The 21,990-nt window shown below is 74.5% G+C and carries 21 protein-coding genes; 7 read left to right on the top strand and 14 right to left on the bottom strand.

Annotation, left to right across the window (positions count from 1 at the left end; translation table 11 throughout):
* Positions 1–3: 3 nt before the first annotated feature.
* Complete coding sequence (locus tag RHODO2019_RS07870) at positions 4–837, bottom strand: tRNA (adenine-N1)-methyltransferase (RefSeq protein WP_265384413.1); 834 nt, start codon at positions 835–837, stop codon at positions 4–6.
* A gap of 78 nt (positions 838–915) precedes the next feature.
* Positions 916–1,947: a site-2 protease family protein gene (locus tag RHODO2019_RS07865; RefSeq protein WP_265384412.1), complete on the bottom strand. Its 1,032-nt coding sequence runs from the start codon at positions 1,945–1,947 to the stop codon at positions 916–918.
* A gap of 59 nt (positions 1,948–2,006) precedes the next feature.
* Here RHODO2019_RS07865 and RHODO2019_RS07860 point away from each other — a divergent pair, with 59 nt between their 5' ends.
* Together RHODO2019_RS07860 and RHODO2019_RS07855 are read left to right on the top strand one after the other, a co-directional pair.
* Positions 2,007–2,873, top strand: coding sequence for a RecB family exonuclease (locus tag RHODO2019_RS07860; RefSeq protein WP_265384411.1), 867 nt, complete (start codon positions 2,007–2,009; stop codon positions 2,871–2,873).
* Positions 2,870–3,700: a thioesterase family protein gene (locus RHODO2019_RS07855; protein WP_265384410.1), complete on the top strand. Its 831-nt coding sequence runs from the start codon at positions 2,870–2,872 to the stop codon at positions 3,698–3,700. Before RHODO2019_RS07860 ends, RHODO2019_RS07855 begins: the two co-directional genes overlap by 4 nt.
* Before the next feature lie 148 nt (positions 3,701–3,848).
* On the opposite strand, the gene hisG is transcribed toward RHODO2019_RS07855, so the two are convergent.
* The 3 genes from hisG to RHODO2019_RS07840 are packed head-to-tail and all read right to left on the bottom strand — an operon-like array spanning position 3,849 to position 5,718.
* Complete coding sequence (hisG, locus tag RHODO2019_RS07850; protein ID WP_265384409.1) at positions 3,849–4,694, bottom strand: ATP phosphoribosyltransferase; 846 nt, start codon at positions 4,692–4,694, stop codon at positions 3,849–3,851.
* A 57-nt stretch (positions 4,695–4,751) separates the two neighbouring features.
* A complete protein-coding gene (locus RHODO2019_RS07845; protein WP_265384408.1) occupies positions 4,752–5,033 on the bottom strand; it encodes a phosphoribosyl-ATP diphosphatase in 282 nt (93 codons plus the stop codon).
* Between the two features lie 37 nt (positions 5,034–5,070).
* The gene (locus RHODO2019_RS07840; RefSeq protein ID WP_265384679.1) at positions 5,071–5,718 is read right to left on the bottom strand and encodes an HAD family hydrolase; all 648 of its coding nucleotides are present in this window, start codon (positions 5,716–5,718) and stop codon (positions 5,071–5,073) included.
* Positions 5,719–5,885: 167 nt separating this feature from the next.
* Between RHODO2019_RS07840 and RHODO2019_RS07835 the strand changes: the two genes are divergently transcribed.
* Together RHODO2019_RS07835 and RHODO2019_RS07830 are read left to right on the top strand one after the other, a co-directional pair.
* The gene (locus tag RHODO2019_RS07835) at positions 5,886–6,767 is read left to right on the top strand and encodes a PAC2 family protein (protein ID WP_265384407.1); all 882 of its coding nucleotides are present in this window, start codon (positions 5,886–5,888) and stop codon (positions 6,765–6,767) included.
* Positions 6,764–7,921 (top strand): MFS transporter, encoded by a 1,158-nt coding sequence (locus tag RHODO2019_RS07830; protein ID WP_265384406.1) that lies wholly within the window; start codon positions 6,764–6,766, stop codon positions 7,919–7,921. The genes RHODO2019_RS07835 and RHODO2019_RS07830 overlap by 4 nt, the downstream gene beginning before the upstream one ends.
* 95 nt (positions 7,922–8,016) lie before the next feature.
* Here the strand turns inward: RHODO2019_RS07830 and RHODO2019_RS07825 are convergent, their stop codons facing one another.
* The 4 genes from RHODO2019_RS07825 to RHODO2019_RS07810 form a co-directional block, all read right to left on the bottom strand.
* Entirely contained in the window at positions 8,017–8,799 is a 783-nt protein-coding gene (locus RHODO2019_RS07825; protein WP_265384405.1) for a DUF5642 family protein, read from the bottom strand.
* Positions 8,800–8,947: 148 nt separating this feature from the next.
* Positions 8,948–9,703, bottom strand: coding sequence for a spermidine synthase (locus RHODO2019_RS07820; RefSeq protein WP_265384404.1), 756 nt, complete (start codon positions 9,701–9,703; stop codon positions 8,948–8,950).
* Positions 9,700–10,944 (bottom strand): cysteine--1-D-myo-inosityl 2-amino-2-deoxy-alpha-D-glucopyranoside ligase, encoded by a 1,245-nt coding sequence (gene mshC / locus RHODO2019_RS07815; RefSeq protein WP_265384403.1) that lies wholly within the window; start codon positions 10,942–10,944, stop codon positions 9,700–9,702. Before mshC ends, RHODO2019_RS07820 begins: the two co-directional genes overlap by 4 nt.
* A 25-nt stretch (positions 10,945–10,969) precedes the next feature.
* On the bottom strand, positions 10,970–13,036 hold the full coding sequence (locus RHODO2019_RS07810) for an MMPL family transporter (protein WP_265384402.1): 2,067 nt from the start codon (positions 13,034–13,036) through the stop codon (positions 10,970–10,972).
* Between the two features lie 86 nt (positions 13,037–13,122).
* On the opposite strand from RHODO2019_RS07810, the gene RHODO2019_RS07805 reads away from it, so the two are divergent.
* Both RHODO2019_RS07805 and RHODO2019_RS07800 read left to right on the top strand, forming a co-directional pair.
* A complete protein-coding gene (locus tag RHODO2019_RS07805; RefSeq protein WP_265384401.1) occupies positions 13,123–13,539 on the top strand; it encodes a MarR family winged helix-turn-helix transcriptional regulator in 417 nt (138 codons plus the stop codon).
* A gap of 69 nt (positions 13,540–13,608) precedes the next feature.
* A complete protein-coding gene (locus RHODO2019_RS07800) occupies positions 13,609–14,592 on the top strand; it encodes a small ribosomal subunit Rsm22 family protein (protein WP_265384400.1) in 984 nt (327 codons plus the stop codon).
* Positions 14,593–14,597: 5 nt separating this feature from the next.
* Here the strand turns inward: RHODO2019_RS07800 and RHODO2019_RS07795 are convergent, their stop codons facing one another.
* Positions 14,598–16,571 carry a VWA domain-containing protein gene (locus RHODO2019_RS07795; protein ID WP_265384399.1) on the bottom strand — a complete coding sequence of 658 codons (1,974 nt, stop codon included), beginning with the start codon at positions 16,569–16,571 and terminating at the stop codon, positions 14,598–14,600.
* Positions 16,568–17,986, bottom strand: a complete 1,419-nt coding sequence (locus tag RHODO2019_RS07790; protein ID WP_265384398.1) for a sigma 54-interacting transcriptional regulator — start codon at positions 17,984–17,986, stop codon at positions 16,568–16,570. The genes RHODO2019_RS07795 and RHODO2019_RS07790 overlap by 4 nt, the downstream gene beginning before the upstream one ends.
* 99 nt (positions 17,987–18,085) lie before the next feature.
* On the opposite strand from RHODO2019_RS07790, the gene RHODO2019_RS07785 reads away from it, so the two are divergent.
* Positions 18,086–19,564: an amidase family protein gene (locus tag RHODO2019_RS07785; RefSeq protein WP_265384397.1), complete on the top strand. Its 1,479-nt coding sequence runs from the start codon at positions 18,086–18,088 to the stop codon at positions 19,562–19,564.
* 66 nt (positions 19,565–19,630) lie between these two features.
* On the opposite strand, the gene RHODO2019_RS07780 is transcribed toward RHODO2019_RS07785, so the two are convergent.
* The 3 genes from RHODO2019_RS07780 to RHODO2019_RS07770 form a co-directional block, all read right to left on the bottom strand.
* Positions 19,631–19,936, bottom strand: coding sequence for a protealysin inhibitor emfourin (locus RHODO2019_RS07780; RefSeq protein WP_265384396.1), 306 nt, complete (start codon positions 19,934–19,936; stop codon positions 19,631–19,633).
* A complete protein-coding gene (locus RHODO2019_RS07775; RefSeq protein WP_265384395.1) occupies positions 19,933–20,979 on the bottom strand; it encodes a M4 family metallopeptidase in 1,047 nt (348 codons plus the stop codon). The genes RHODO2019_RS07780 and RHODO2019_RS07775 overlap by 4 nt, the downstream gene beginning before the upstream one ends.
* Positions 20,980–21,082: 103 nt before the next feature.
* Positions 21,083–21,928: a class I SAM-dependent methyltransferase gene (locus RHODO2019_RS07770; protein ID WP_265384394.1), complete on the bottom strand. Its 846-nt coding sequence runs from the start codon at positions 21,926–21,928 to the stop codon at positions 21,083–21,085.
* Positions 21,929–21,990: the final 62 nt, after the last annotated feature.

The raw sequence follows: 21,990 nt of genomic DNA, 5'->3' as shown, positions 1-21,990 counted from the left end.
GGATCAGTTCTTGGCCGAGCGACGCTGCGGCATCGGCGTGACGGTGCCCTCGGCGAGGCGGCGCGCGCTGATCAGGAACGCGGTGTGGCCCTGCATGCGGTGGTCCGGGCGCACGGCCAGGCCGACGACGTGCCAGTTGCGCAGCAGCAGCTCCCAGGAGTGCGGCTCGGTCCAGCACTGCATCTCCCGCAGCGTCTCCGCCACTCGCGACAGCTGCGTGGTGGTGGCGACGTAGACCACGACCACCCCGCCCGGAACCAGGTTCCTCGCGACTGACGGCAGCACGTCCCACGGGGCCAGCATGTCGAGCACCACCCGGTCGACCTCGCCCTCGAACTCGGCGACGTCGGCGATGGTGAGGTCCCAGTTGGGCGGGCGCTCGCCGAAGAAGTTCTCCACGTTGGCCACGGCGTGCACGGCGTGGTCCTCGCGCACCTCGTAGGAGATCACCCGACCCTCCGGGCCCACCGCACGCAGCAGGGAGCAGGTCAGCGCACCCGAGCCGGCCCCGGCCTCGAGGACCCGCGCACCGGGGAAGATGTCGCCCTCGCTGAGGATCTGCGCGGCGTCCTTGGGGTAGATGACCTGGGCGCCGCGGGGCATGGAGAGCACGTAGTCGGTGAGCAGCGGGCGCATGGCCAGGTAGCTCGTGCCCGCGACGGAGCGGACCACGCTGGCCTCCGGGGCGCCGATGAGGTCGTCGTGGGCGACCGCGCCGCGGTGGGTGTGGTAGCTGCCCCCCTCGAACAGGGTGATCGTGTAGTGCCGCCCCTTGGCGTCGGTGAGCTGGACGCGGTCACCGGCGCGGAAGGGTCCGCTCGGTCGGGGCTGGGCCATCGGGTGGGGCTCCTCGCTGGTGCGGGACGGGGGTGCTGATCGGGCTGGACCGACCGGGAATGGTCCCACGGCGCGGTCTCAGAGCAGGACACCGACGGGGTGGGAGTCGGCCCCGAGGACCACGATCGCCGCACCGGGCCCGAGCCGGTCGCGGGCCGCGGTGAGGTCGGCGTGCTGCGGGACGAGCTGCTCCGGGAGGAGCAGGGTGGTGGCCTCACCGAGCAGCGCGTCCGGGCGTCGGTGCAGCAGGGCCACCCCGTGGGCCCGGTCGAGCACGCCCCGCGTGCGGCCGAGGTCGTCGGTGACCAGCACGGCGCCCCCGACCGTGACGGCGTGGACCAGTGCGGTGGTGGCGGGCAGCACCGTGACCGGCTCGGGCTGCTCCTCGGGGTTGCGGGCGCCGTCGAGGACCACCAGCACGAGCACGGCGGCGACCACGGCCTGCAGCCACGCGCTGCTGCCCCCGGTGGCGAGGCCGTGCACGCCCCAGGCGGCCAGCAGCAGCGCCACGACCACGCTGCCGATCCGCGCGGCGGCGGTCCCGCTGGACGGCCGCCCGGTGATCCCCCAGACGAGCGCCCGCAGCACACGGCCGCCGTCGAGCGGGAGCCCGGGCAGCAGGTTGGACACCGCGACCGCGGCGTTGGCCAGGCCGACCTGCAGCAGCAGCAGCGAGGGCAGGGTGAGCGGACCCGGACCCGTGCCGAAGCGCCAGGCCAGCACGGCGGTGACCGCCAGCACCACGGAGACCGCCGGACCCGCGCCGGCGATGACAGCTTCGGCCCTCGGCGTGCGGGGGTCGCGCGCGAGCTCGGTGGACCCGCCCAGCAGGGACAGGTGGACCTGACGGACCCCGATCCCCGCGCGCAGGGCCGCGACGCAGTGCCCCAGCTCGTGCAGCAGCACCGACAGCCCGAGCAGCAGCGCGAGGGTGACGCCCACGAGCACGGACGCGAGGTCGGAGGTGCCGGGGACCAGCCGGCGCACGAGCGGGGCGTAGACGACGGTGATGACGACGGCGCCGATCAGCCACGTCGGCGCGAGCCGCAGCGGGATGCCGGCCAGCGAGCCCAGGGGCAGCCCGGCAGTCAGCCGGTTCTCGCGCGTCACCCGACCATCCTGCCTGTGACGCCGCGGTTGCGTCGGGGACGGGTCCTAGGGTCGGCTGCATGACGGTGACGCAGGACTCCCCCACCCCGGCCCCGCGTCGGCCGGCGCTCTCGCCGTCCCGTGCGGGCGACTTCAAGCAGTGCCCGCTGCTGTACCGCTTCCGGGCGGTGGACCGCATCCCGGAGACGCCCAGCGCCGCCCAGGTCCGCGGGACGGTGGTGCACGCCGCGCTCGAGCAGCTGTACTCGTTGCCCGCGGCCGAGCGCACCCGGGGCCGGGCGGCCGAGCTCGTTGGCCCGGCGTGGGAGCGGGTCCTGGCCGAGAGCCCGGAGCTCACCGGGGTGTTCGACGCGGCCGAGCTGCCCGTCCTGCTGGACGACGCCGGCGCACTGGTGGCCCGGTACTTCACCCTGGAGGACCCCACGGCGTTCGAGCCGGAGTCCTGCGAGCTGCGGGTGGAGACCGAGCTGAGCGACGGGGTGCTGCTGCGAGGCTTCGTCGACCGGGTGGACGTCGCCCCCACCGGCGAGGTGCGGGTGGTGGACTACAAGACGGGTGCGTCCCCGCGGGAGGTCGGTGAGGCGCGGGCACTGTTCCAGATGAAGTTCTACGCGGTGGTGCTGTGGCGCACCCGCGGTGTCGTGCCCCACCAGCTCCGGCTGATCTACCTCAAGGACGGTCAGGTGCTCACCTACGCACCGGACGCCGACGAGCTGGAGCGCTTCGAGCGCACGCTGTCGGCGATCTGGTCGGCCATCCTCGCGGCCGGGGCCACCGGTGACTTCCGGCCGAACCCCGGCCGGCTGTGCGACTGGTGCGACCACAAGGTGCGGTGCCCCGCGTTCGGCGGCACACCTCCGCCCTACCCTGGGTGGCCGAGCGTGCCCAGCCCGGGCGAGCAGACCTCCCTGGAGCGAGTCGAGTGAGCCGTCCCGTCCCCTCTGCCGACGCCGCGTTCTACCTGCCCCTGGCTCCTGCGGATGACGGCAGCGAGCGGTTCGCCTCCACCGAGCACACCGTGGGGCCGTGGTCGCTGGCGATGCAGCACATGGCTCCGCCGTCCGCGTTGCTGGTCCGCGCCCTGGAGCGGTGCTCGCCCCGGGAGGGCACCCGGTTGGTGCGGGTGACCCTCGAGGTGCTGGGGGTGGTCCCCCGGGCCGACCTCACCGTCCGCACGTCGGTGGTGCGTCCGGGCCGGCAGATCGAGCTGCTGGCCGCCGAGCTGCTCGCCACCGCCCCGGACGGCACGGAGCGTGCCGTGGTGCGGGCCGCGGGCTGGCGGATGGCCGCCCACGACACGTCCGGGCAGGTCACGGCCCCGGATCCCGTGCTGGCGCCGGTGGAGGACGGTGTCGACGTGGAACCTCCGGAGCACTGGCTGCCCGGCTACCTCGACGCGCTGGAGTGGCGCTGGTTGGAGGGCTTCCTGGACGCCCAGGGCCGGGGCGAGGTGTGGGCCCGCCCGCGTGTGCAGGTCGTCGCCGGCGAGGAGCCGACCGAGCTCCAGGCGGCGTTCGCGGTGATCGACTCGGCCAACGGGGTGGGCGCCCCGCTGGACGTCCGCGAGTTCACCTTCCTGAACACCGACCTCACCGTGCACCTGCACCGGGCTCCGGTGGGCCCGTGGACCGGCATCGCGGCCGAGACCAGCATCGGTCCCGACGGCGTGGGCACCTGCTCGGCCGTGCTGCACGACAGCCACGGGGCGTTCGGGCGCTCCGCGCAGATCCTGCTGGTCCGTCCGCGCGGCTGAGCCCTCGATCCGACCCGGCCTGACCTGGAGCGCCGGCTGCTCCGCACCCGCCGGCTGCCGGCGCCGAGGGCAGACCCGGACACCCGCGCCCGGGCCTGACCCCTCGGCCTGCCGCGCATCGCGCGGACGCGATGTCGTCGGGTGGCGGTCAGAAGCGGCAGGTGCGGATGTCGGAGGCCAGGATCGCCTTGGCCCCCAGCGCCGAGAGGTCGTCCATCACCCGGTTGAGGTCCTTGCGGCCGACCATCGCACGCACCGCCAGCCAGCTCTCGTCGACCATCGGGGCGATCGTCGGCGATTCCAGACCAGGGGTCACCTGCACGGCGGCATCGAGCAGGGCGCGCGGGCAGTCGTAGTCCAGCATCAGGTACTGCTGGGCGAACACGACGCCCTGGATGCGTGCTGCGAGCTGGTCACGGGCCCCGTCGGTCCCGGAGCCGGTGCGCTCGATGACGATGGCCTCCGAGTCGCACAGCACCTCGCCGAACGGCACGAGGTCGTGCTGGCGCAGGGTGCGACCGGTGCCCACCACGTCGGCGATGGCGTCGGCCACCCCGAGCTGGATGCTGATCTCCACCGCACCGTCGAGCCGGATGACGGTGGCCTCGATCCCCCGGGCGGCCAGGTCGTTGCGCACCAGGCGCGGGAACGCGGTGGCCACGCGCAGCCCGGCGAGGTCCGACGGCGCCCACGTGCGGCCGGCCGGGGCGGCGTAGCGGAACGTGGACGCACCGAAGCCCAGCGCGATGCGCTCGGTGACCTCGGCGCCGGACTCCGCGGCGAGGTCTCGGCCGGTGATCCCCACGTCGAGCTGGCCGGATCCGACGTAGATCGCGATGTCCTTGGGGCGCAGGAAGAAGAACTCCACCTGGTTGGCGTTGTCGAGCACGGTGAGGTCGCGGGAGTCCGACCGGCGGCGGTAGCCGGCCTCGGACAGCATCTCGGCGGCCTGCTCGGAGAGGGCGCCCTTGTTGGGCACGGCGACGCGCAGCACGATATCGGGTCCTTCGGGGGTTCGGGGGTTCGGAGGAGAGGCGGGGGCGGGATCGTCTCAGAGGTGCTTGTAGACGTCCTCGAGGCTCAGCCCCCGGCCCACCATCAGGACCTGCGTCCAGTACAGGAGCTGGGAGATCTCGCCGGCCAGGGCCTCGTCGCTCTCGTGCTCCGCGGCGATCCACACCTCGCCCGCCTCCTCGAGCACCTTCTTGCCCTGGGCGTGCACCCCGGCGTCGAGCGCGGCGACGGTGCCGGATCCCTCGGGGCGGGTGGCCGCGCGCTCGGTCAGCTCGGCGAACAGCGAGTCGAAGGTCTTCACGGTGGACGATCCTCCCACGGGCGCCCCGGTCGGCCGAGCCCGCGGCGAAAAGGGCTCAGACCGGGACCACGACCGAGCGCCACACCCGCGCCAGCTCGGCGGCCCCCACCCCGTGCAGCGTGGACAGCTGCACCCGGCGCGGTCCCGCGGGCACCGCGACCTCGCACGGGACCACCAGCACCGGGCAACCCGCCGCCTCGGCGGCCGCCGCCCCGGTGGGCGAGTCCTCCACGGCCAGGCACTGCTCCGGGGCGAGTCCCAGGAGCTCCGCGGCCCGCAGGTACGGGTCCGGGTCCGGCTTGCCACGGGCCACCTCGTCACCGCAGACGACCACCTCGAACCGCTCCCGGCCCAGGGTGCCCAGCGCGCGCTCGGTGAGGAAGCGCTCCGTGTTGGTGACCAGCGCCGTCCGCACCCCGGCGGTGAGCACGTCGTCGACCAGCTCGCTCGCGCCCGGTCGCCAGGGCAGGCCGGAGTCGAACAGCTCGGCGGTGCGCGCGGTCAGCCACCGTCCGGCCGACGACAGCCCGGCGGCGTCGCGGTCGAGCCCGAGGTCGTCGAAGAGCAGACCCAGGCTGGTGAGCATGTTGGAGCCCACCATGGCGTGCCGGGTCGCACGCCCGAGCACTCCCCCGAGGTGCTCGGCGAGGTCGTCGAGGGAGACGTCCCAGACCTTCTCCGAGTCCAGCAGCGTGCCGTCCATGTCGAACAGCACCGCGAGCGGGGCCAGACCCTCGTCGAGCCCCGTGGCGTCCGGCACCACGGGATCCGGCCCCGCGTCGACGGCGCTCAGATCGGTGGAGCGGTGGTCCGGCACGGGCCCGATCGTAGTGGGCGGGTCCCGCGCTCCCCGGGTCGTAGGCTGGGTGCGTGACGCAGACCGAGCAGCCCCGTCTGCAGGACCCCGTGCTGGTGGCCGCGTTCGAGGGGTGGAACGACGCCGGTGACGCGGCCAGCGGCGCCGTCGAGCACCTCGAGCTGTGCTGGGACGCGACCCTGCTCGCCGAGATCGACTCCGAGGACTACTACGACTTCCAGGTGACCCGGCCGACCGTCAAGATGGTGGACGGGGTGACCCGGGAGATCGTATGGCCGTCGACCCGCATCCTGGTCTGCCGACCGCCCGGCTCGGCCCGCGACGTGGTCCTGCTGCACGGCATCGAGCCCAACATGCGCTGGCGCAGCTTCTGCGCGGAGGTCCTCAGCCACGTGGAGCGGCTCGGCATCACCACCGTGGTGACCCTGGGTGCCCTGCTCGCCGACACCGCGCACACCCGGCCCGTCCCGGTCACCGGCACCGCCCCCGACCCGGTCTCGGCGCAGCGGTACAACGTCGAGCAGACGCGCTACGAGGGCCCGACCGGGATCACCGGTGTCCTGCAGGACGCCTGCGTGCGCGCCGGCATCCCGGCCATCTCGTTCTGGGCCGCGGTGCCGCACTACGTCTCGACCCCTCCGAACCCCAAGGCCACCATCGCCCTGCTGCACCGGGTGGAGGACGTGCTCGACGTGGAGGTCCCGCTGATCGGGCTGCCCGAGCAGGCCACCGAGTGGGAGGTGGCGGTCACCGAGATGGCCGAGGAGGACGAGGACGTGCTGGGCTACGTGCGCACCCTCGAGGAACGCGGTGACGCGGAGACCGACATGTCCGACGCGGTCGCCAGGTCCGACGCGGAGTCCATCGCCGCCGAGTTCGAGCGGTACCTGCGCCGTCGTGGTCCGGGCTCGGCAGACGGTCCCCGGGGGGCGTGAGCCGCTCCCCGCTCCGGGGCCGCCTCGCCGTCGGGGCACTGTTCGCAGGCGGGTTCCTCGGTCCCTTCGGCGGGGGTGTCACCGCCTCGATGCTGCCGGAGATCGCTGGGGACCTCGGGGTCTCCACCGGTCGGGCCGCGGTCACGCTGACGGCCTACCTGCTCCCGTTCGGGGCGCTCATGCTCGTCTCCGGCACCCTCGGAGAACGCTGGGGTCGCGCGCGGACCGTGGTCGTCGCCTATCTCGTCTACGTGCTGGCCTCGATCGTCTGCGTCCTCGCCCCGACCTTCGACGTGCTGCTCGTCGGTCGGGTGCTCCAGGGAGCGGCCAACGCGTTCACCACCCCCCTGCTGCTGGCGGCGCTCGCCGCCGTCACCCCTGCCGGGCGCCTGGGCCGTGCGCTGGGCCTGTTCGGATCTCTGCAGGCGGCCGGGCAGACCACGGCACCCCTGGTCGGCGGGCTCGCAGCCTCGGCCGACTGGCACTACGCCTTCGTGGGGGTTGCGGTGGTCGCCGCCGCTCTCGCGGTGGTGGGGCTGCCCGAGCACGCCCGGGCGGCGGTCGGTCGCGAGCCCGCCCGGCTGCGGACGGCCCTGCAGCCGGACGTGCTGCGCACCGGGCTGGTGGCCGGGCTCGGCTGGGGGGCGCTGGGCGGGCTGAGCTTCCTCGTGGCGTTCCGTGCGGAGGACGACTTCGGGCTCTCCCCCACCGGGCGCGGCCTGCTGCTGACCGGGTTCGGGGTGGCGGGGCTGCTGACGGCGAGGCTGGTCGGGGGCGGGGTGGACCGGTTCGGTGCCCGCCGGTGCGCGCTGCTCGGCGCCCTGTCCGGGGCCGTGCTCGTGAGCCTGGTGGGCACGCTGGGCTCGCTGGTCCTGGTGGGGATCGGCTGGGCCCTGGCCGGGGTGTCCGGTCAGCTGCTGCTCGTGGGGCTCAACGCCTCCGTGCTCTCCGGGGAGGGTCCGAACCGGGGCGGCGCCGTCTCGGTGGTCCAGGCGCTGCGCTTCCTGGGCGCCGCCGCGGCCCCGATCGCGCTCACGCCGCTCTACGGGGTGCACCCGTCGGTGGCGTTCCTCGTGCCGACCCTCGCGCTGGCCCTGCTGGCCCCGGTGCTCCTGCCCGGTACGCGGCCCGCCCGCAGGGTCCGAACGGTCTGAGGGCGCGCAGGTCGACACCGTCGAGAGCCCGGGTGGTCCCGAGGCTCGTGGTGAGGTCGCCGTCCCGGCGGGGTGACCGTCCCACGAGCTGCGGATCAGCCCGCCGCCACCTTGGCGACCGCTGCGGTGAACAGACGATCCAGCAGGTCCTGGTCGACCGGGGCCCCGCTGATCGAGCTGAGCGCGACACCGACCAGCGTGGGGCCGACCCGGGCGTACAGCTGGGACTGGGTGGTGGTGAACGGGGTGCCCGAGCCGACGTCCGCGGTGGACGTGCTCGTGTAGCCGAGGGTGTCGCCCGCGTCCACGGGTGGTGCCTGCAGGGCGCGGGAGCTCGCCTGGAGCGAGAGCGGCGTGCCGTCGGGACCGGTGAAGCTGGCGCTGAAGGAGCTGCAGTCCTTGAGGGTGGCCCCCAGGCGGCCGAGCGCACCGGCGTCGGCCGGTCCGACGATCTCCACGACGACGAGGGCGGCAGCCTTGTTCGCACCGGTCACCCCGGCCGCGCCGGTCAGGTCTGAGTACGGGTTGGTCTGCGCGCACCGGGGCGGCGTGACCGTGAGCCCGGGGACCTGGCCCTCGACGCCCCCGGCCAGGCCGGCGAGGGTGGCGGTGTCGACCGCCGCCACGGCGTAGCCCGGCGGGAAGTCGCCGGGGCCCAGCAGCAGCGACGCCAGGTCGCCGCCCGGGGAGGGAGACGACGACCCGCTCGACGGCGCGCTGCTCGACGAACCGCCCGCGGACGTCGGGCCCGCCCCGACGCTGCGCGACGAGGACGGTCCGCCGGGTGCTGCCGTGGCGCTCCCGTCCACGGTGGAGCCGCAGGCCGCGACGAGCACGGCGGCAGCGGCCAGGGTCAGGACGGCGGGCGTGCGGCGCACGGGGACTCCTACGGGGTGGTGCGCGGGGGCGGGGAGGCGGAGCGCGGGGGCGGGGCGGTGGAGCGCGACGAGCCGGGACGCAAGAGGTCTTTCGCGCTGGGGACGCACCCTGCCAGGGCGGGTCCGTCCCCGCACCGGAAGACGGATCTCAGTCGACGAGCACCGCTGCGCCCGCGACCCAGTGCGCGGTCCCCGACTCCCCGAGCACCGTGGGGCGCTCGGCGCGCTGCGCGGCACGGCTCGCGAGGGCCGACCAGTCCACGGGTTCGTCGCACGCGACGACGACGGCATTCCCGCTCACCTCCTGGGCCAGCAGCTCCGGAGCCGCGAGGACGCCCACGTGGCCGAACGCCGCCCGCACCGTCGCGAGCGCACCGCGGAGACCGACGAACGGGGCGTCACCGATGATGTTGAGCACGTAGAGCCCGCCCGGCCGGAGCACCCGCACCACCTCGGTGGTGCAGCCGGTGGTCAGCAGGTGCGGTGGCACCGCCCGACCGTCGAACGCGTCGCCGACGACCAGGTCCGCGCACCCGTCGGCCAGCCCCTCGAGACCGGCCCGCGCATCCCCCACCCGCACCGTGGCGGCCGGGACGTGGACCAGCGCCATCGCGGCCGCGACCACCTCGGGGTCGAGCTCGAGGACCGTGGACCTGCTGCCCGGACGGGTGGCGGCGAGCCAGCGCGGCAGGGTCATCGCACCGCCGCCGAGGTGCACCGCACGCACCGCCCCGGGCCGGGGCAGCACGGTGTCGACGGCGTCGGCGATCCGTTGGGTGTAGGCGAAGTGCAGGTGCTCGGGGTCGTCGAGGTCGGTGTAGGACTGCCAGACCTCGCCCTGCAGCAGGATGCGACCACCGGGGCGGGCGGGGTCGACCTGCACGCGCGGGGCCGACAGGCTCACGACCCGAGCGCCACCCCGAGCAGTGCGTCCACCGCGTCCCGGACCAGCCCGGGGGCGTCGGCGTCGGTGCCGCGGCGGTGCAGCGCCTCCGCGGCCCAGGCGTCGACGGCGGCCAGTGCCCTCGGGGTGTCCAGGTCGTCGTTGAGGTGCTGGCGCAGCCGGGCCACGGTGTCCGCGGCGTCGGGGCCGGTGTCCAGGGCGGTGGCCTGGCGCCACTGCAGCAGCCGGGCGCTCGCCTCGGTGAGCACGTCCGCGGTCCACATCCGGTCGGCGCGGTAGTGCGCCGACAGCAGCCCGAGCCGGATGGCCATGGGATCCACCCGGTCCCCGCGCAGCCGCGAGACGAAGACCAGGTTGCCCTTGCTCTTGGACATCTTCTCGCCGTCGAGACCGACCATGCCGGTGTGCACGTAGTGCCGGGCGAACCGCTCCGCACCGGTGATCGCCTCGACGTGCGCGGCGGAGAACTCGTGGTGGGGGAAGATGAGGTCGCTGCCGCCGCCCTGCACGTCGATGCCGGTGCCGATCCGGTTGAGCGCGATCGCCGCGCACTCGATGTGCCAACCCGGGCGGCCCGGGCCGAACGCCGAGGGCCAGCTCGGCTCGCCCTCGCGCACCGCGCGCCACACGGCGGCGTCCAGCGGGTCGCGCTTGCCCGCCCGGTCGGGGTCTCCCCCGCGCTCGGCGAAGAAGCGGTCCATGGTGGCGCGGTCGTAGCCGGACTCGTACCCGAACTGGCGGGTGGCGTCGGCGCGGAAGTAGACGTCCGGGTGCTCGGCGTCCTCCACGACGTAGGCGTCGCCCGAGGCCACCAGCTGCTCGACGTAGGCGGCCACCTCCTCGACGCTCTCGACGGCCCCGATGTAGTCGCGCGGGGCGAGGACGCGGAGCGCCTCCATGTCCTCGCGGAACAGCGCCGTCTCCCGCATGCCCAGCACGATCCAGTCCTCGCCGTCGCGGGCTGCGCGCTCGAACAGCGGGTCGTCGACGTCGGTGACGTTCTGCACGTAGTGCACGTCGTGGCCGGCGTCGCGCCAGAGGCGGTTCACCAGGTCGAAGGCCAGGTAGGTGGCCGCGTGCCCGAGGTGGGTGGCGTCGTAGGGGGTGATGCCGCAGACGTACATGGTGGCCGTGGGCCCCGCGGTGACAGGCCGGACGGTGCCGTCGGCGGTGTCGTGCAGACGCAGCGGCGGGCCCTGTCCGGGCACGGTGGGCAGGGCGGGGTCGGACCAGGACAGCATGCTCTCCAGCCTAGGTGCTGCTCGCTCAGCCCTTCCCGCGGGACAGCGCGGACGGCCACCAGATCTTCCGGCCGATCTCCAGGCTCAGGGCCGGCACCAGCAGCGAGCGCACCACCAGGGTGTCCAGCAGCACGCCGAAGGCCACGATGAAGGCGATCTGGGCCAGGAAGAGGATCGGGATGACCGCCAGCGCAGCGAAGGTCGCCGCCAGCACCACGCCCGCCGACGTGATCACCCCGCCCGTCACCGCCAGCCCGTGCAGCGTGCCCTCCCGCGTGCCGCGGGTCCGGGACTCCTCGCGCACCCGCGTCATCAGGAAGATGTTGTAGTCGATCCCCAGGGCCACGAGGAAGACGAACCCGAACAGCGGGACCACCGGATCGGCGCCCGGGAAGTGGAAGACGTGGTTGAACACCAGCGCCGACACCCCGAGCGTGGCCGCGAAGCTGAGCACCACGGTGCCGATGAGCAGCAGCGGGGCCACGATCGCGCGCAGGAGCAGGGCCAGCACCACGAACACCACCAGCAGCACGATCGGGATGATCACCCTCCGGTCGCGCTCCGAGGTGGTCTGGGTGTCCAGCTGGGTGGCCGTGGGCCCGCCGACCAGGGCGTCGGCCCCGGGCACGGCGTGCACGGCTTCCCGCACCCGTTGCACCGTCGCGACGGCGGCCTCCGAGTCCGGCGCGTCGGACAGGGTGGCCTCCAGCAGGACCTTGCCGTCGACGACCTTCGGGGCGCCGCCGGGCTGACCGGTGGACGACCGCGACGCCACCGCGCTCACACCGTCGACCTGCGCGGCGGCGGCGACCGCGTCAGCCTGCTCGACGCCGGTGACGATGACGGCCGGGGAGCCGGAGCCTCCCGGGAAGTGCGCGCCGATCACGTCCTGGGCGGCCACCGAGTCGACGTCGGTGAGGAACAGGTCCGACTGGGCGACGCCGCCGGCCTTGAGCGTGGGCAGGAACGCCGCGGCCACCAGGAGCACGAGCAGGCTGCCCGCCCAGTACGCCCGGGACCGGGCACCGATCCGTCGGGACAGGCCCCACCACAGACCCTGCTGGTGCTCGCTGCCCGCCTTGGGCCGCACCGGCCAGAAGGCCGCTCGACCGAGCAGGGCCAGCACGGCAGGCAGGAAGGTCAGCGAGGCCAGCAGCGACGCACCGATCCCGATGGCGGCGACCGGACCGAGCCCCCGGTTGGAGTTCAGGTCGGAGAACAGCAGGCACAGCACCCCGAGGATCACCGTTCCGCCCGAGGCCAGGATCGGCTCCACGGTCGCGCGCCAGGCCGAGCGCAGCGCGTCGAACCGGTCGGGGGTGTCGCGCAGCTCCTCGCGGAACCGGGAGACCAGCAGCAGCGCGTAGTCGGTCGCCGCCCCGAACACCAGGATGAACAGGATCCCTTGGCTCTGACCGTCGAGGGTGAGCACGTGGTGGTCGGCGAGCAGGTAGATCGCCAGGCTCGCCAGGCCGAGGGCGAACAACGCCGACAGCACCACCAGCAGCGGCAGCAGCGGGCTCCGGTAGACCACGACGAGGATCACGATGACGACGAGACCGGCGACGAGCACCAGGATCCCGTCGATGCCGCCGAAGGCCGCGGTGAGGTCCGCGATCTGACCACCCGGTCCGCCCACCAGGACGGTGAGCCCGTCCGGGGTGCCCTGCGCGAGCCGCTCGCGCAGGTCGGCGACGGTCACACCGGGGTCCACCGAACCGTCGACGGGGACGATGACCTCGGCCGCCTGGCCGTCCTGGGAGGGGATGACCGGGCTGGCCGCGCCGCCGTAGCCGGTCTTCCCCTCGACGGACCCGGTGATCCGGGTGAGGAACGCGGTGTCGGCCGCCGTGGTGCCGCCGGCGCGCTCGGCGACGACGATCGCCGGGATGACGGTGGTGTCGGAGAACGCCTTCTGCAGCCCGGCGACCTGGGTGGCCTCGGCGGAGGCCGGCAGGAACGAGGCGCTGTCGTTGGACTGGACCTCCCCCAGCTTCCCGGCGAACGGACCGCCCACGCCCCCGACCACGAGCCAGACGAGGACGAGCAGGGCCGGCAGGAACCAGCGCAGCCGGCGAGGGGTGGTTCGCATGCGGTGCTCCTGGGGTGCGGTCGTACTGTCGGGGGCTGCACCATGGTGTTCAGCATGCTGAACAAGCGCAAGTCGGGAGGGGGTCCGTGGTGGCTGAAGACGTGCAGGACTGGCCGACCGGACGACTGCTCTCGGCGGCAGCGCGGGTGGTCGAGCACTCCTGGGAGGGGCTGCTGCGGGAGCACGGTCTCACCCACGCCGGGCTCATCGCGCTGCACTGCCTCGGGTCGGGGCCCTCACCCCAGCGCGCGCTGGCCCAGCTCTGCCGGGTGACCGACCAGACCATGAGCCGCACGGTGGGCAAGCTGGTCCGCGGGGGGTTCGTCGAGCGCTCCGCGGACCCCACCGACGAGCGCAAGGTGGTCGTCACCATCACCGGAGCCGGACGCGGCGTGCACGAGCGGATGGTGGCGGCCGAGCGGTCCGACGCGGTCCTGACCTCGGCCGTCTCCGACCCCGCCGCCCTGCGTGCGGCCCTGGTGGAGATCCTCACCCGTGCGTGATTCATGGACCCGGGGGGCGAGGTGTCCATCACGGACGGCGGTGCGGACCCGGGCCGGTAGCGTCCGGGCGTGCACGAGCTCCCTCCCGCGCTTCGCGCTGCCCTCGCCGCGGCTGTCGCCCGGCACCCCTCCCCCGAGGTGACCGCCGCCACCGCGCGGCTCGTCGAGCGCTACCAGGAGGGCTCCCCCGCCGAGACGCCCCTGCTGGTCAGCGAGCTCGATGCCGTGGCGTACGCGAACTACCGCATGCCCGCCACCTGGGCCGCGGTCCGCGCCGCGCTCGGTGAGGCGGCACGGCTCGCCCCCGCGCTGGCGCCCCGCACGCAGCTCGACGTGGGGGCCGGGACGGGTTCGGCGGTGTGGGCCGCGGCGCAGGTCTGGCCGTCGCTGGAGGCGCACACCGTGCTCGAGCAGGTGCCGGCCGTGCTCCGGCTGGGCGCCGAGCTGGCCGCCGGTGCCCCCGGGTCGGTGCTCGGCACGACGTGGACCTCGGCCGAGGTGACCTCCGGGGCGGCCCTGCCGACCGCCGAGCTCGTCACCGCCTCGTACCTGCTGGGTGAGCTGGCGCCGGGCGACCGTGCCGCGCTCGTGGACCGGCTGGTGGCCGCGGCGTCGGAGGTCCTGGTGGTCGTGGAGCCGGGATCGGTGGCCGGGCACGAGCGGGTGCTCGCGGCCCGTGCGCAGCTGCTGGCCGCCGGGCTGCACGTGCTGGCCCCCTGCCCGCACGAGCTCGCCTGCCCGATGGTGGGCACGAGGGACTGGTGCCACTTCTCGGTGCGGCTGGAGCGCAGCGTGGAGCACCGCCGGGCCAAGGGGGCGACCCTGGGCTTCGAGGACGAGAAGTACGCCTACCTGGTGGCCGTGCGGTCCCTGGTCGACCCCGCGGCGGGCCGGGTGGTGCGGCACCCGCGCACCCGCAAGGGCGTCGTCGAGCTGGAGCTGTGCACCCGGGAGCCGGGGCAGCGCACCGAGCTCGTCAGCAAGCGGCAGGGTTCGGTCTACAAGGCGGCCCGGGACGTGGAGTGGGGCGACGCCTGGCCGCCCACCGCCTGACCTGCTCAGCCCGCCCGGCGCCGCGTTCGCACGTAGTCACCGACCACGGCCGCGCCGAGCCCGTCGAGGTCCGGGGCCACCACGCGCCCGCCCGCCCGCCGGGCCATCTGGTCCACCACGCGCTCCAGCCGCGGGTCGTCGCCGAGCCGGAAGATGGTCACCTGCGCCCCGAGCTTGGCGATCCCGTCGAGCTCGCGGGTGGTCAGGCCCAGGGTCTGCGGCAGCGGCGGGTAGTCGAACACCGCGTGCCCGTCCGGCTCCAGGTGCGCGGTGGGCTCCCCGTCGGTGACGATCAGCACCACGGGCTGGGTGCCGGGGTGCCGGCGCAGGTGGCGGCCGGCCAGGAGCAGCGCGTGGTGCAGGTTGGTGCCCTGCTCGTACGCCCCGTCCAGGGAGGTCAGCTCCTCCGGGGTGAGCGTCCGGGCCTGCCGGCCGAACCCGATGAGCGCCAGCGCGTCCCCGCGGAAGCGGGTGCTGACGAGCTGGTGCAGGGCCAGGGCGGTGCGCTTCATCGGCAGCCACCGGCCCTCGGCGACCATCGACCACGAGGTGTCCACCAGCAGCGCCACGGTCGCCCGGCTGCGCTGCTCGGTCTCCACCACCTCCACGTCGTCCACCCGCATCCGCAGGGCCTCGCCGGTGCCGGCCGAGCGCAGCACCGCGTTGGTCAGCGTCCGGGGCACGTCCCACGGCTCCGAGTCGCCGAACTCCCACTCACGGCTCGCGCCCGTGGGTTCCCCGGCCGCCCCCGCGCGACGGGTCTCCCGCTGACCGGTCCGCGAGCTGATGTGCTCGGCCACGTCGCGCAGCGCCGACTCCCCCAGCCGCCGCATCGCCTTGGGCGAGAGCCGCCAGGACCCGTCCGGGGCGCGATCGAGGTAGCCCTGGCGCTGCAGCTCGCGCTCGAGCTCGGTCAGCGCGCGGGCGTCGACCCCGGCCTGCGGCCCGAGCTGGCGCTCCAGCGCGTCCAGGTCCACGTCCTCCATCCGCGCACCCGGGTAGGCCTGGCTGATCTGCTCGAGGAGCTGGTCGAGCTCGCCGACGTCGGCCATCGCCTGGGTGGCCTCGCCCAGGCCCATCCCGTTGCGGCCGCGGAAGTCCTCGCTGCCGTTCCAGTCCTCACCCGGCCTCGACGCCTGCAGCATCCCGTCGAGCTCGGCGAGCTGGTCCGCGAGCTCCGGCGAGCCGAACGCCTGCTGGGCCAGGGCGTCGAGCTCGGCCCGCTGGTCCGGGGTCAGCGAGTTGCGCACCCGCTGGGCGGCCGCGGCCCGCCTCGCCAGGGAGTCGAGCAGCTGCTCCACGTTCTCCGGGCCGTCCGGGAAGTACTCGCCGTGCTCGGCCATGAACGCCTCGAACTGCTCCTGGACGTCGTCGGCGTCCTCTCCGCGGGCGTGCGCGGCCAGCAGCGAGTTGAGGTCCTTGAGCATGTCCGTGACGGCCTCGCGGTCGGCGTCGGTGGCGCCCTCCATGGCCTTCTTCATCCCCTGGAACCGCTCGTCGAGCATCTCGCGGCCCATCAGGTCGGCGATGGCGTCGTAGCTCTGCTTCGCCTCGGGGCTGCGCCACTCGTAGTCGCTGAGCTCCTTGACGGCCTCGGCCACCGAGGGGCTGCGCTGCTCCAGCTGCATCTCGGCGAACCGCGCGTCGTCGTCCAGCGCCCGGGCGAGCTCCTTGCGCTCGGCCAGCACGGCCTTCTCCAGGAGCTCGCGGACCTCCTGGAGAGTGCCGTCGAGGTTGTTCTTCTTCACGAGCTCGCGACGGCGCTTGTTGGCCCGCTGGGCGAGCTGGTCCAGGCCGCGCTGACCGTCGGTTCCCCGGCGGAGCAGCTCGCGCAGCGCGGCACGGGGCGAGGTGCCGCCCATGACGTCCTCGCCGATGGCGTCGAGCGCCTCGCGCAGGTCGACCGGGGGGGCCAGCGGGTCGGGCCCCCCGTGGAACGGGCCGTAGGCGAAGCGACGCCGACGAGCGGGCGTGCTCATGCCTGGTACACCGTGTTCCCGGCGTCGTCGGCGTCCTTGGCGATCCGGCGGGCGAGGTACAGCCCTTCCAGCGCGAGCTCGGCGGCCGCCGCCTTCTCGCCGTCCACCTCGGCCTCGAGCCGGCTGTACACCTGGTCCAGGGACGGGGTGTCGGGCAGCGAGGCGAGCAGGTCCGCCGCGGTGACCGAGTCGCCCGTGACGACGGCGGTGCCGGACTCGATCGCCGCGACCAGGGCGGCGAGGTCGACCCCGCCCAGGTGCGCGCGAGCGGTGTCGGCGACCGAGCGGCGCAGCAGGTGCTCGAGAACCTCGAGCTCACGGCCCTCCTCGCCCGACTCGAACTCGAGCTTGCCGCGGAGCACGTCGATGATCGTGCCGAGGTCCACCGCGCGGGCCACGGCGGTCTCCTCCCCCAGCACGGCGGAACGGCGCAGCGCCGCGGCCGCGATGGTCTCGGCAGCGGCGACGGAGAAGCGGGCGGACACCCCGGAGCGCTGGTCGATCGACGTCGACTCCCGCAGGTGCCGGGTGAACCGGGCGACCACCTCGAGCAGGTGCTCGGGCACGGTGGCCACCAGGTCCGCCTCCTGGGCGACCACGGCGATCTCGTCGTCGAGCTCCAGCGGGTAGTGCGTGCGCACCTCGGCGCCGAACCGGTCCTTGAGCGGGGTGATGATGCGGCCGCGGTTGGTGTAGTCCTCCGGGTTCGCGCTGGCCACGAGGAGGACGTCCAGGGGCAGGCGCAGCGTGTAGCCGCGCACCTGGATGTCCTTCTCCTCCATCACGTTGAGCAGGCTGACCTGGATGCGCTCGGCCAGGTCGGGCAGCTCGTTGATGGTCACGATGCCGCGGTGGCTGCGCGGGACCAGGCCGTAGTGGATGGTCTCCGGGTCGCCCAGGCTCCGGCCCTCGGCGACCTTCACCGGGTCCACGTCGCCCACCAGGTCACCGACGGAGGTGTCCGGGGTGGCCAGCTTCTCCGCGTAGCGCTCGCTGCGGTGCCGCCACGCGACGGGCAGGTCGTCGCCCAGCTCGGCCGCGCGGCGGATCGAGGCCGGGGTGATCGGCTCGTAGGGGTGCTCGCCGAGCTCCGCACCGGCGATGACGGGCGTCCACTCGTCCAGCAGCCCGGTCAGGGTGCGCAGCAGCCGGGTCTTGCCCTGGCCGCGCTCGCCCAGCAGCACCATGTCGTGGCCGGCGAGCAGCGCGCGCTCCACCTGCGGCAGGACGGTGTCGGAGAACCCGAGGATGCCGGGCCACGGGTCCTCGCCCCCGCGGAGCTTGGTCAGCAGGTTGTGCCGGATCTCGTCCTTCACGCCGCGCTGGACGTGGTCGGAGGCGCGGAGGGCGCCGAGGGTGGTGGGCAGGTCTGCGGGCGGCTGGGTGGGCAGGCTGGGCCGTGCAGCATTCGTCACCCCACCAACGCTACGAGCGTGGCGCCGATCCGGCGACGTGGACCGCCCGCCGGTCCCGCCCGTCCGGCACCCGGGACCGGTTCGTGGTGACGTGGTGGCGTGGACGACGTCATCGAGATCGACCTGGCCACCGCGACGATCGCGGAGCTCCAGCAGCGCCTCGCCTCGGGACGGCTGAGCTCCGAGCGTCTCACCGGGCTCTACCTCGACCGCATCACGGCCGTGAACTCCCGTGGTCCCGGGCTCCACGCGGTGGCCGCGCTCGTCCCCGACGTGCTCCAGCAGGCTCGGCGTGCCGATGCCGATCGCGCGGCGGGCCGGGTCCGTGGGCCGCTGCACGGGATCCCCGTGCTGGTCAAGGACAACATCGACGTCGCGGGCGTCCCGACGACGGCCGGCTCGGTGGCCCTGGCCACCTCGATGCCCGACGTCGACGCCCCGGTGGTGGCCGCGCTCCGGCGGGCCGGGGTGGTGGTGCTCGGCAAGACCACGCTGACCGAGATGGCGAACTTCACCACCAAGGGGATGCCGTCGGGGTACAGCTCGCTCGGCGGTCAGGTCCTCAACCCCTACGACGCCAGCCGGACACCGAGCGGGTCCAGCGCGGGCTCCGCCGTCGCGGCTGCGGCCGCCCTGGCCGCGGCCACCGTGGGCACGGAGACCTCCGGGTCCATCCTCAGCCCCGCCCAGGCGTGCTCGGTGGTGGGGGTGAAGCCGACGGTGGGCCTGGTCAGCCGCACGGGGATCGTCCCCATCTCGGCCACGCAGGACACCGCGGGCCCGATGGCCCGGCACGTCGCCGACGCCGCGGCGCTGCTGGGCGCGATGACCGGGGTCGACCCCGAGGATCCGGCGACGGCGGCGAGCGCCCCGCACGCCCGCACGGACTACCTGTCGCTGCTCGGGACCGCGGCGCTGCGGGGAGCCCGGCTGGGGGTGGTGGCCGACGAGGACCCGGTGTTCACCGCCGCGCTGGACGTGCTGCGCGAGCGCGGGGCGGTGCTCGTGCCCGTGGAGGTGGGCGACACCGGTGCCCCGTCGATCCTGACCCGAGAGCTGCGCCGGGACCTGGAGGCGTACCTCGCGCGGCTGCCCGCCGGTGCGCCGCTGCGGACGCTCGGCGAGCTGGTGGACCACTACTCCGCGAACGCCCGGGAGGCCCTGAAGTTCGGGCAGACCCTGCTCGAGGCGTCCCTGGCGGTGGACCTGGGCGATCCCGCGACGGCCGCCGCCTACGAGGTCGACCGGGAGCGCGGCGTCACGGAGTCGCGTGCCGCGATCGACTCGGTGCTCGGGGCCCACGACCTCGTGGCGATCGTCTCGGCGTCGGCCACCACCGGGGTGGGGGCGCGGGCCGGGTACCCGAGCGTCAGCGTCCCCGCCGGGTACTCCGCCGTGGGCCGTGAGCCGGTGTCGCTGGTGCTCCTGGGGACCGCGTGGTCGGAGGGGGCCCTCCTGGCGCTGGCCGACGACTACGAACGTGCCGCGCGGGTCTGGCGCCCGCCGACGGAGGTCAACCCGGGCCTGTTCCGCTGGACCGCACTGGGTTCCGACCCCGACGGCGCCGGGCCGCCCTGATCCGAGCACGTCCCCCGTCCGAGCACGCCCGGTGACCGGGTCAGCCAGCACCCCGTCGCACGCGGATCAGCGACGGGGCGGGCGACCCTCGCGCAGCGTCCGTTCGGCCAGCTCGCGCAGAGCGCCCGTGAGCGCGCCATCACCGATCACGGTCTGCTCGGTGCCCACCCGGATGGTCCAGGTGAACCCGTCCCGCACGGGCGCGGGCTCCGGGGCCGCGGGGGGCACGGGCCGGGCTCGGACCGCCAGAGCCACCCAGACGTCGGCATCGTCGCACCCGTCGGTGTCGACCACCCCGCGCCGGACCATCCCCGTGACGCCACCGCTGCGACTCACCTCGATGAGCACCGCACCCTCCGTCCCCACCGTCACCGGACGGACACCCCCACCTGGTTCCAGGCGGTGCGCACCGCACCCTGCACGTCCGACCCGTCGCCGTAGCGAGACCCGGCCGCGGCGACCGTCGCGGCGGCGAACCCCGCGAAGTCGACGTCAGCCGCCAGTGTGCCCCCGGTGAGCACGTCGAACCAGACCTGCCCGGCCCGCTCCCACGCACGGCCGCCCATCGCCACGGCAGCCAGCTGGAACGCGTGGTTGGGGATGCCGGAGTTCAGGTGCACCCCCCCGTTGTCGTCGGTGGTCTCCACGTAGCCCGTCATGGTCGCCGGCTGCGGGTCCCTGCCCAGCACGTCGTCGTCGTAGGCGGTGCCCGGGGCCGCCATGTCGCGCAGGGCACGGCCCTGGACGGCGGGCAGGAACAGCCCCTGGCCCACCAGCCAGCTGGCCTCCGCGGCGCTCTGCCCGGCGGCGTGCTGCTCGACCAGCACCCCGAACACGTCCGAGAGCGACTCGTTCAGCGCACCCGACTGCCCCTGGTAGACCAGCCCGGCGGTGAACTGGGTGACGCCGTGGGTGAGCTCGTGCCCGATGACGCTCGGCGACACCGTGAACCGGGTGAACACCTCCCCGTCCCCGTCGCCGAACACCATGCGCTCGCCGTCCCAGAACGCGTTGTCGTAGGCCCGGCCGTAGTGCACGGTCGCACCCAGGAGCAGTCCGGCCCCGTCGAGGCTGGAGCGGCCGTAGGCCTGCTGGTAGAGCGCGTACGTGTCGCCGAGCCCGGCGTAGGCCTCGTCGGCGGCGGCGTCCCCGGTCGCCTCGGCCCCCTCCGCGCGCACCTGCGCACCCGGCAGGGTCTGGGAGCCGTGGGCGTCGGAGATGGTGCGGGTGAGGCCCGGCGCACCCGGACCCGCCGTCAGGCTGGAGCTGCGGGCGGCCCGCACGGCCGCGTCGTGCTCGAGCGTGCGACCGGCCACGTCGGCGACCGAGGACGTGAACCGTGCCGACCGATCCGCCCGCGACCCGGCCAGGTGCTGCAGCAGGTACGGCGGGACGATGGTGCACACGTGGTTCATGGCCACCATGGTGCGCCCGCCCACCGACAGGTCGGGGGCCTACCACCGACAGGTCCGGGACCTGGCTGCTGACGACCGCGAGGACGTCGGTCGCCGGGTCGGATCAGCGCGGACGCACCGTGAACGCCGTCACCGGGTGCGGCAGGCGCAGCCCTCCGCCGGGCCGCGCGGCCGCCCGCAGGGCCTCCAGGACGGCGGGACGGGCCTCGTCGGTCAGCTCGGCCTGGACGGTGAAGTCGAGCAGCGCCCGGTCCGCCGAGTCGCAGCCGGTGAGGTCCACCTCGGCGTCCAGCTCCTCGACGTGCACCCGCAGGCCCATCCCGGCCAGCTCGGCGATAACCGTGTCGCTCCACCACTGCGGGTGGCCGTCGGTCTCCGGGGCGAGCGTGGCCGCCAGCTCGTTGAGGGCCCCCAGCGGGGCGTGCAGCACGAGCAGGCGCCCGCCCGGGGAGAGCATCGCGACCGCACGGCGGAGCGCCGCGAGGACGTCGGGGACGTAGTACAGCGAGTGCACGAACGTCACCACGTCGAAGCGGTCGGAGGTGTCCAGCGCCTCGAACGTGCACGCCCGCGCCACGACCTCCGCGTCAGGAGCCGCGTGCCGCACCGCCGCGTCGAAGGCGGCGGCCGACGGGCCGTGCGGGTCGATCCCCGTCCACCGCACGACGGCGCCCGGCACCGCTCGGCCGGCAGCGGCCGCAGCCAGCGGGGCGTCCACCGCACCGGTCCCGCAGCCCACCGAGAGGACCGACAGAGGTGCCTCGGCCGGGTGCTCCGCCAGTCTCGCGTCCAGCCACCCCACGATGCGCCGCCGCTGGTCCGACCGAGCCTCGAACTGGGCGTGTCCCCTGGCGTAGTCCACCGGGTGCAGGGCGGGCAGCGGGAGGTGCCGCGTGAGCACCGTGCGTCCGGGCTCGTCGGTGTCCAGCAGCTGGTTTCGCGCTCGCACTCAGCTCTCCTCGGGTGGCACCCGGCGACGTCGAGCACCCCGCCGTAGTGTCACAACGCAAC

It is taken from the genome of Rhodococcus antarcticus (assembly GCF_026153295.1).
Taxonomy (GTDB): Bacteria; Actinomycetota; Actinomycetes; order Mycobacteriales; family Mycobacteriaceae; genus Rhodococcus_D; species Rhodococcus_D antarcticus.
Note: the sequence above shows the minus strand (reverse complement) of the source record. Positions and strands in the feature narration are given on the sequence as shown.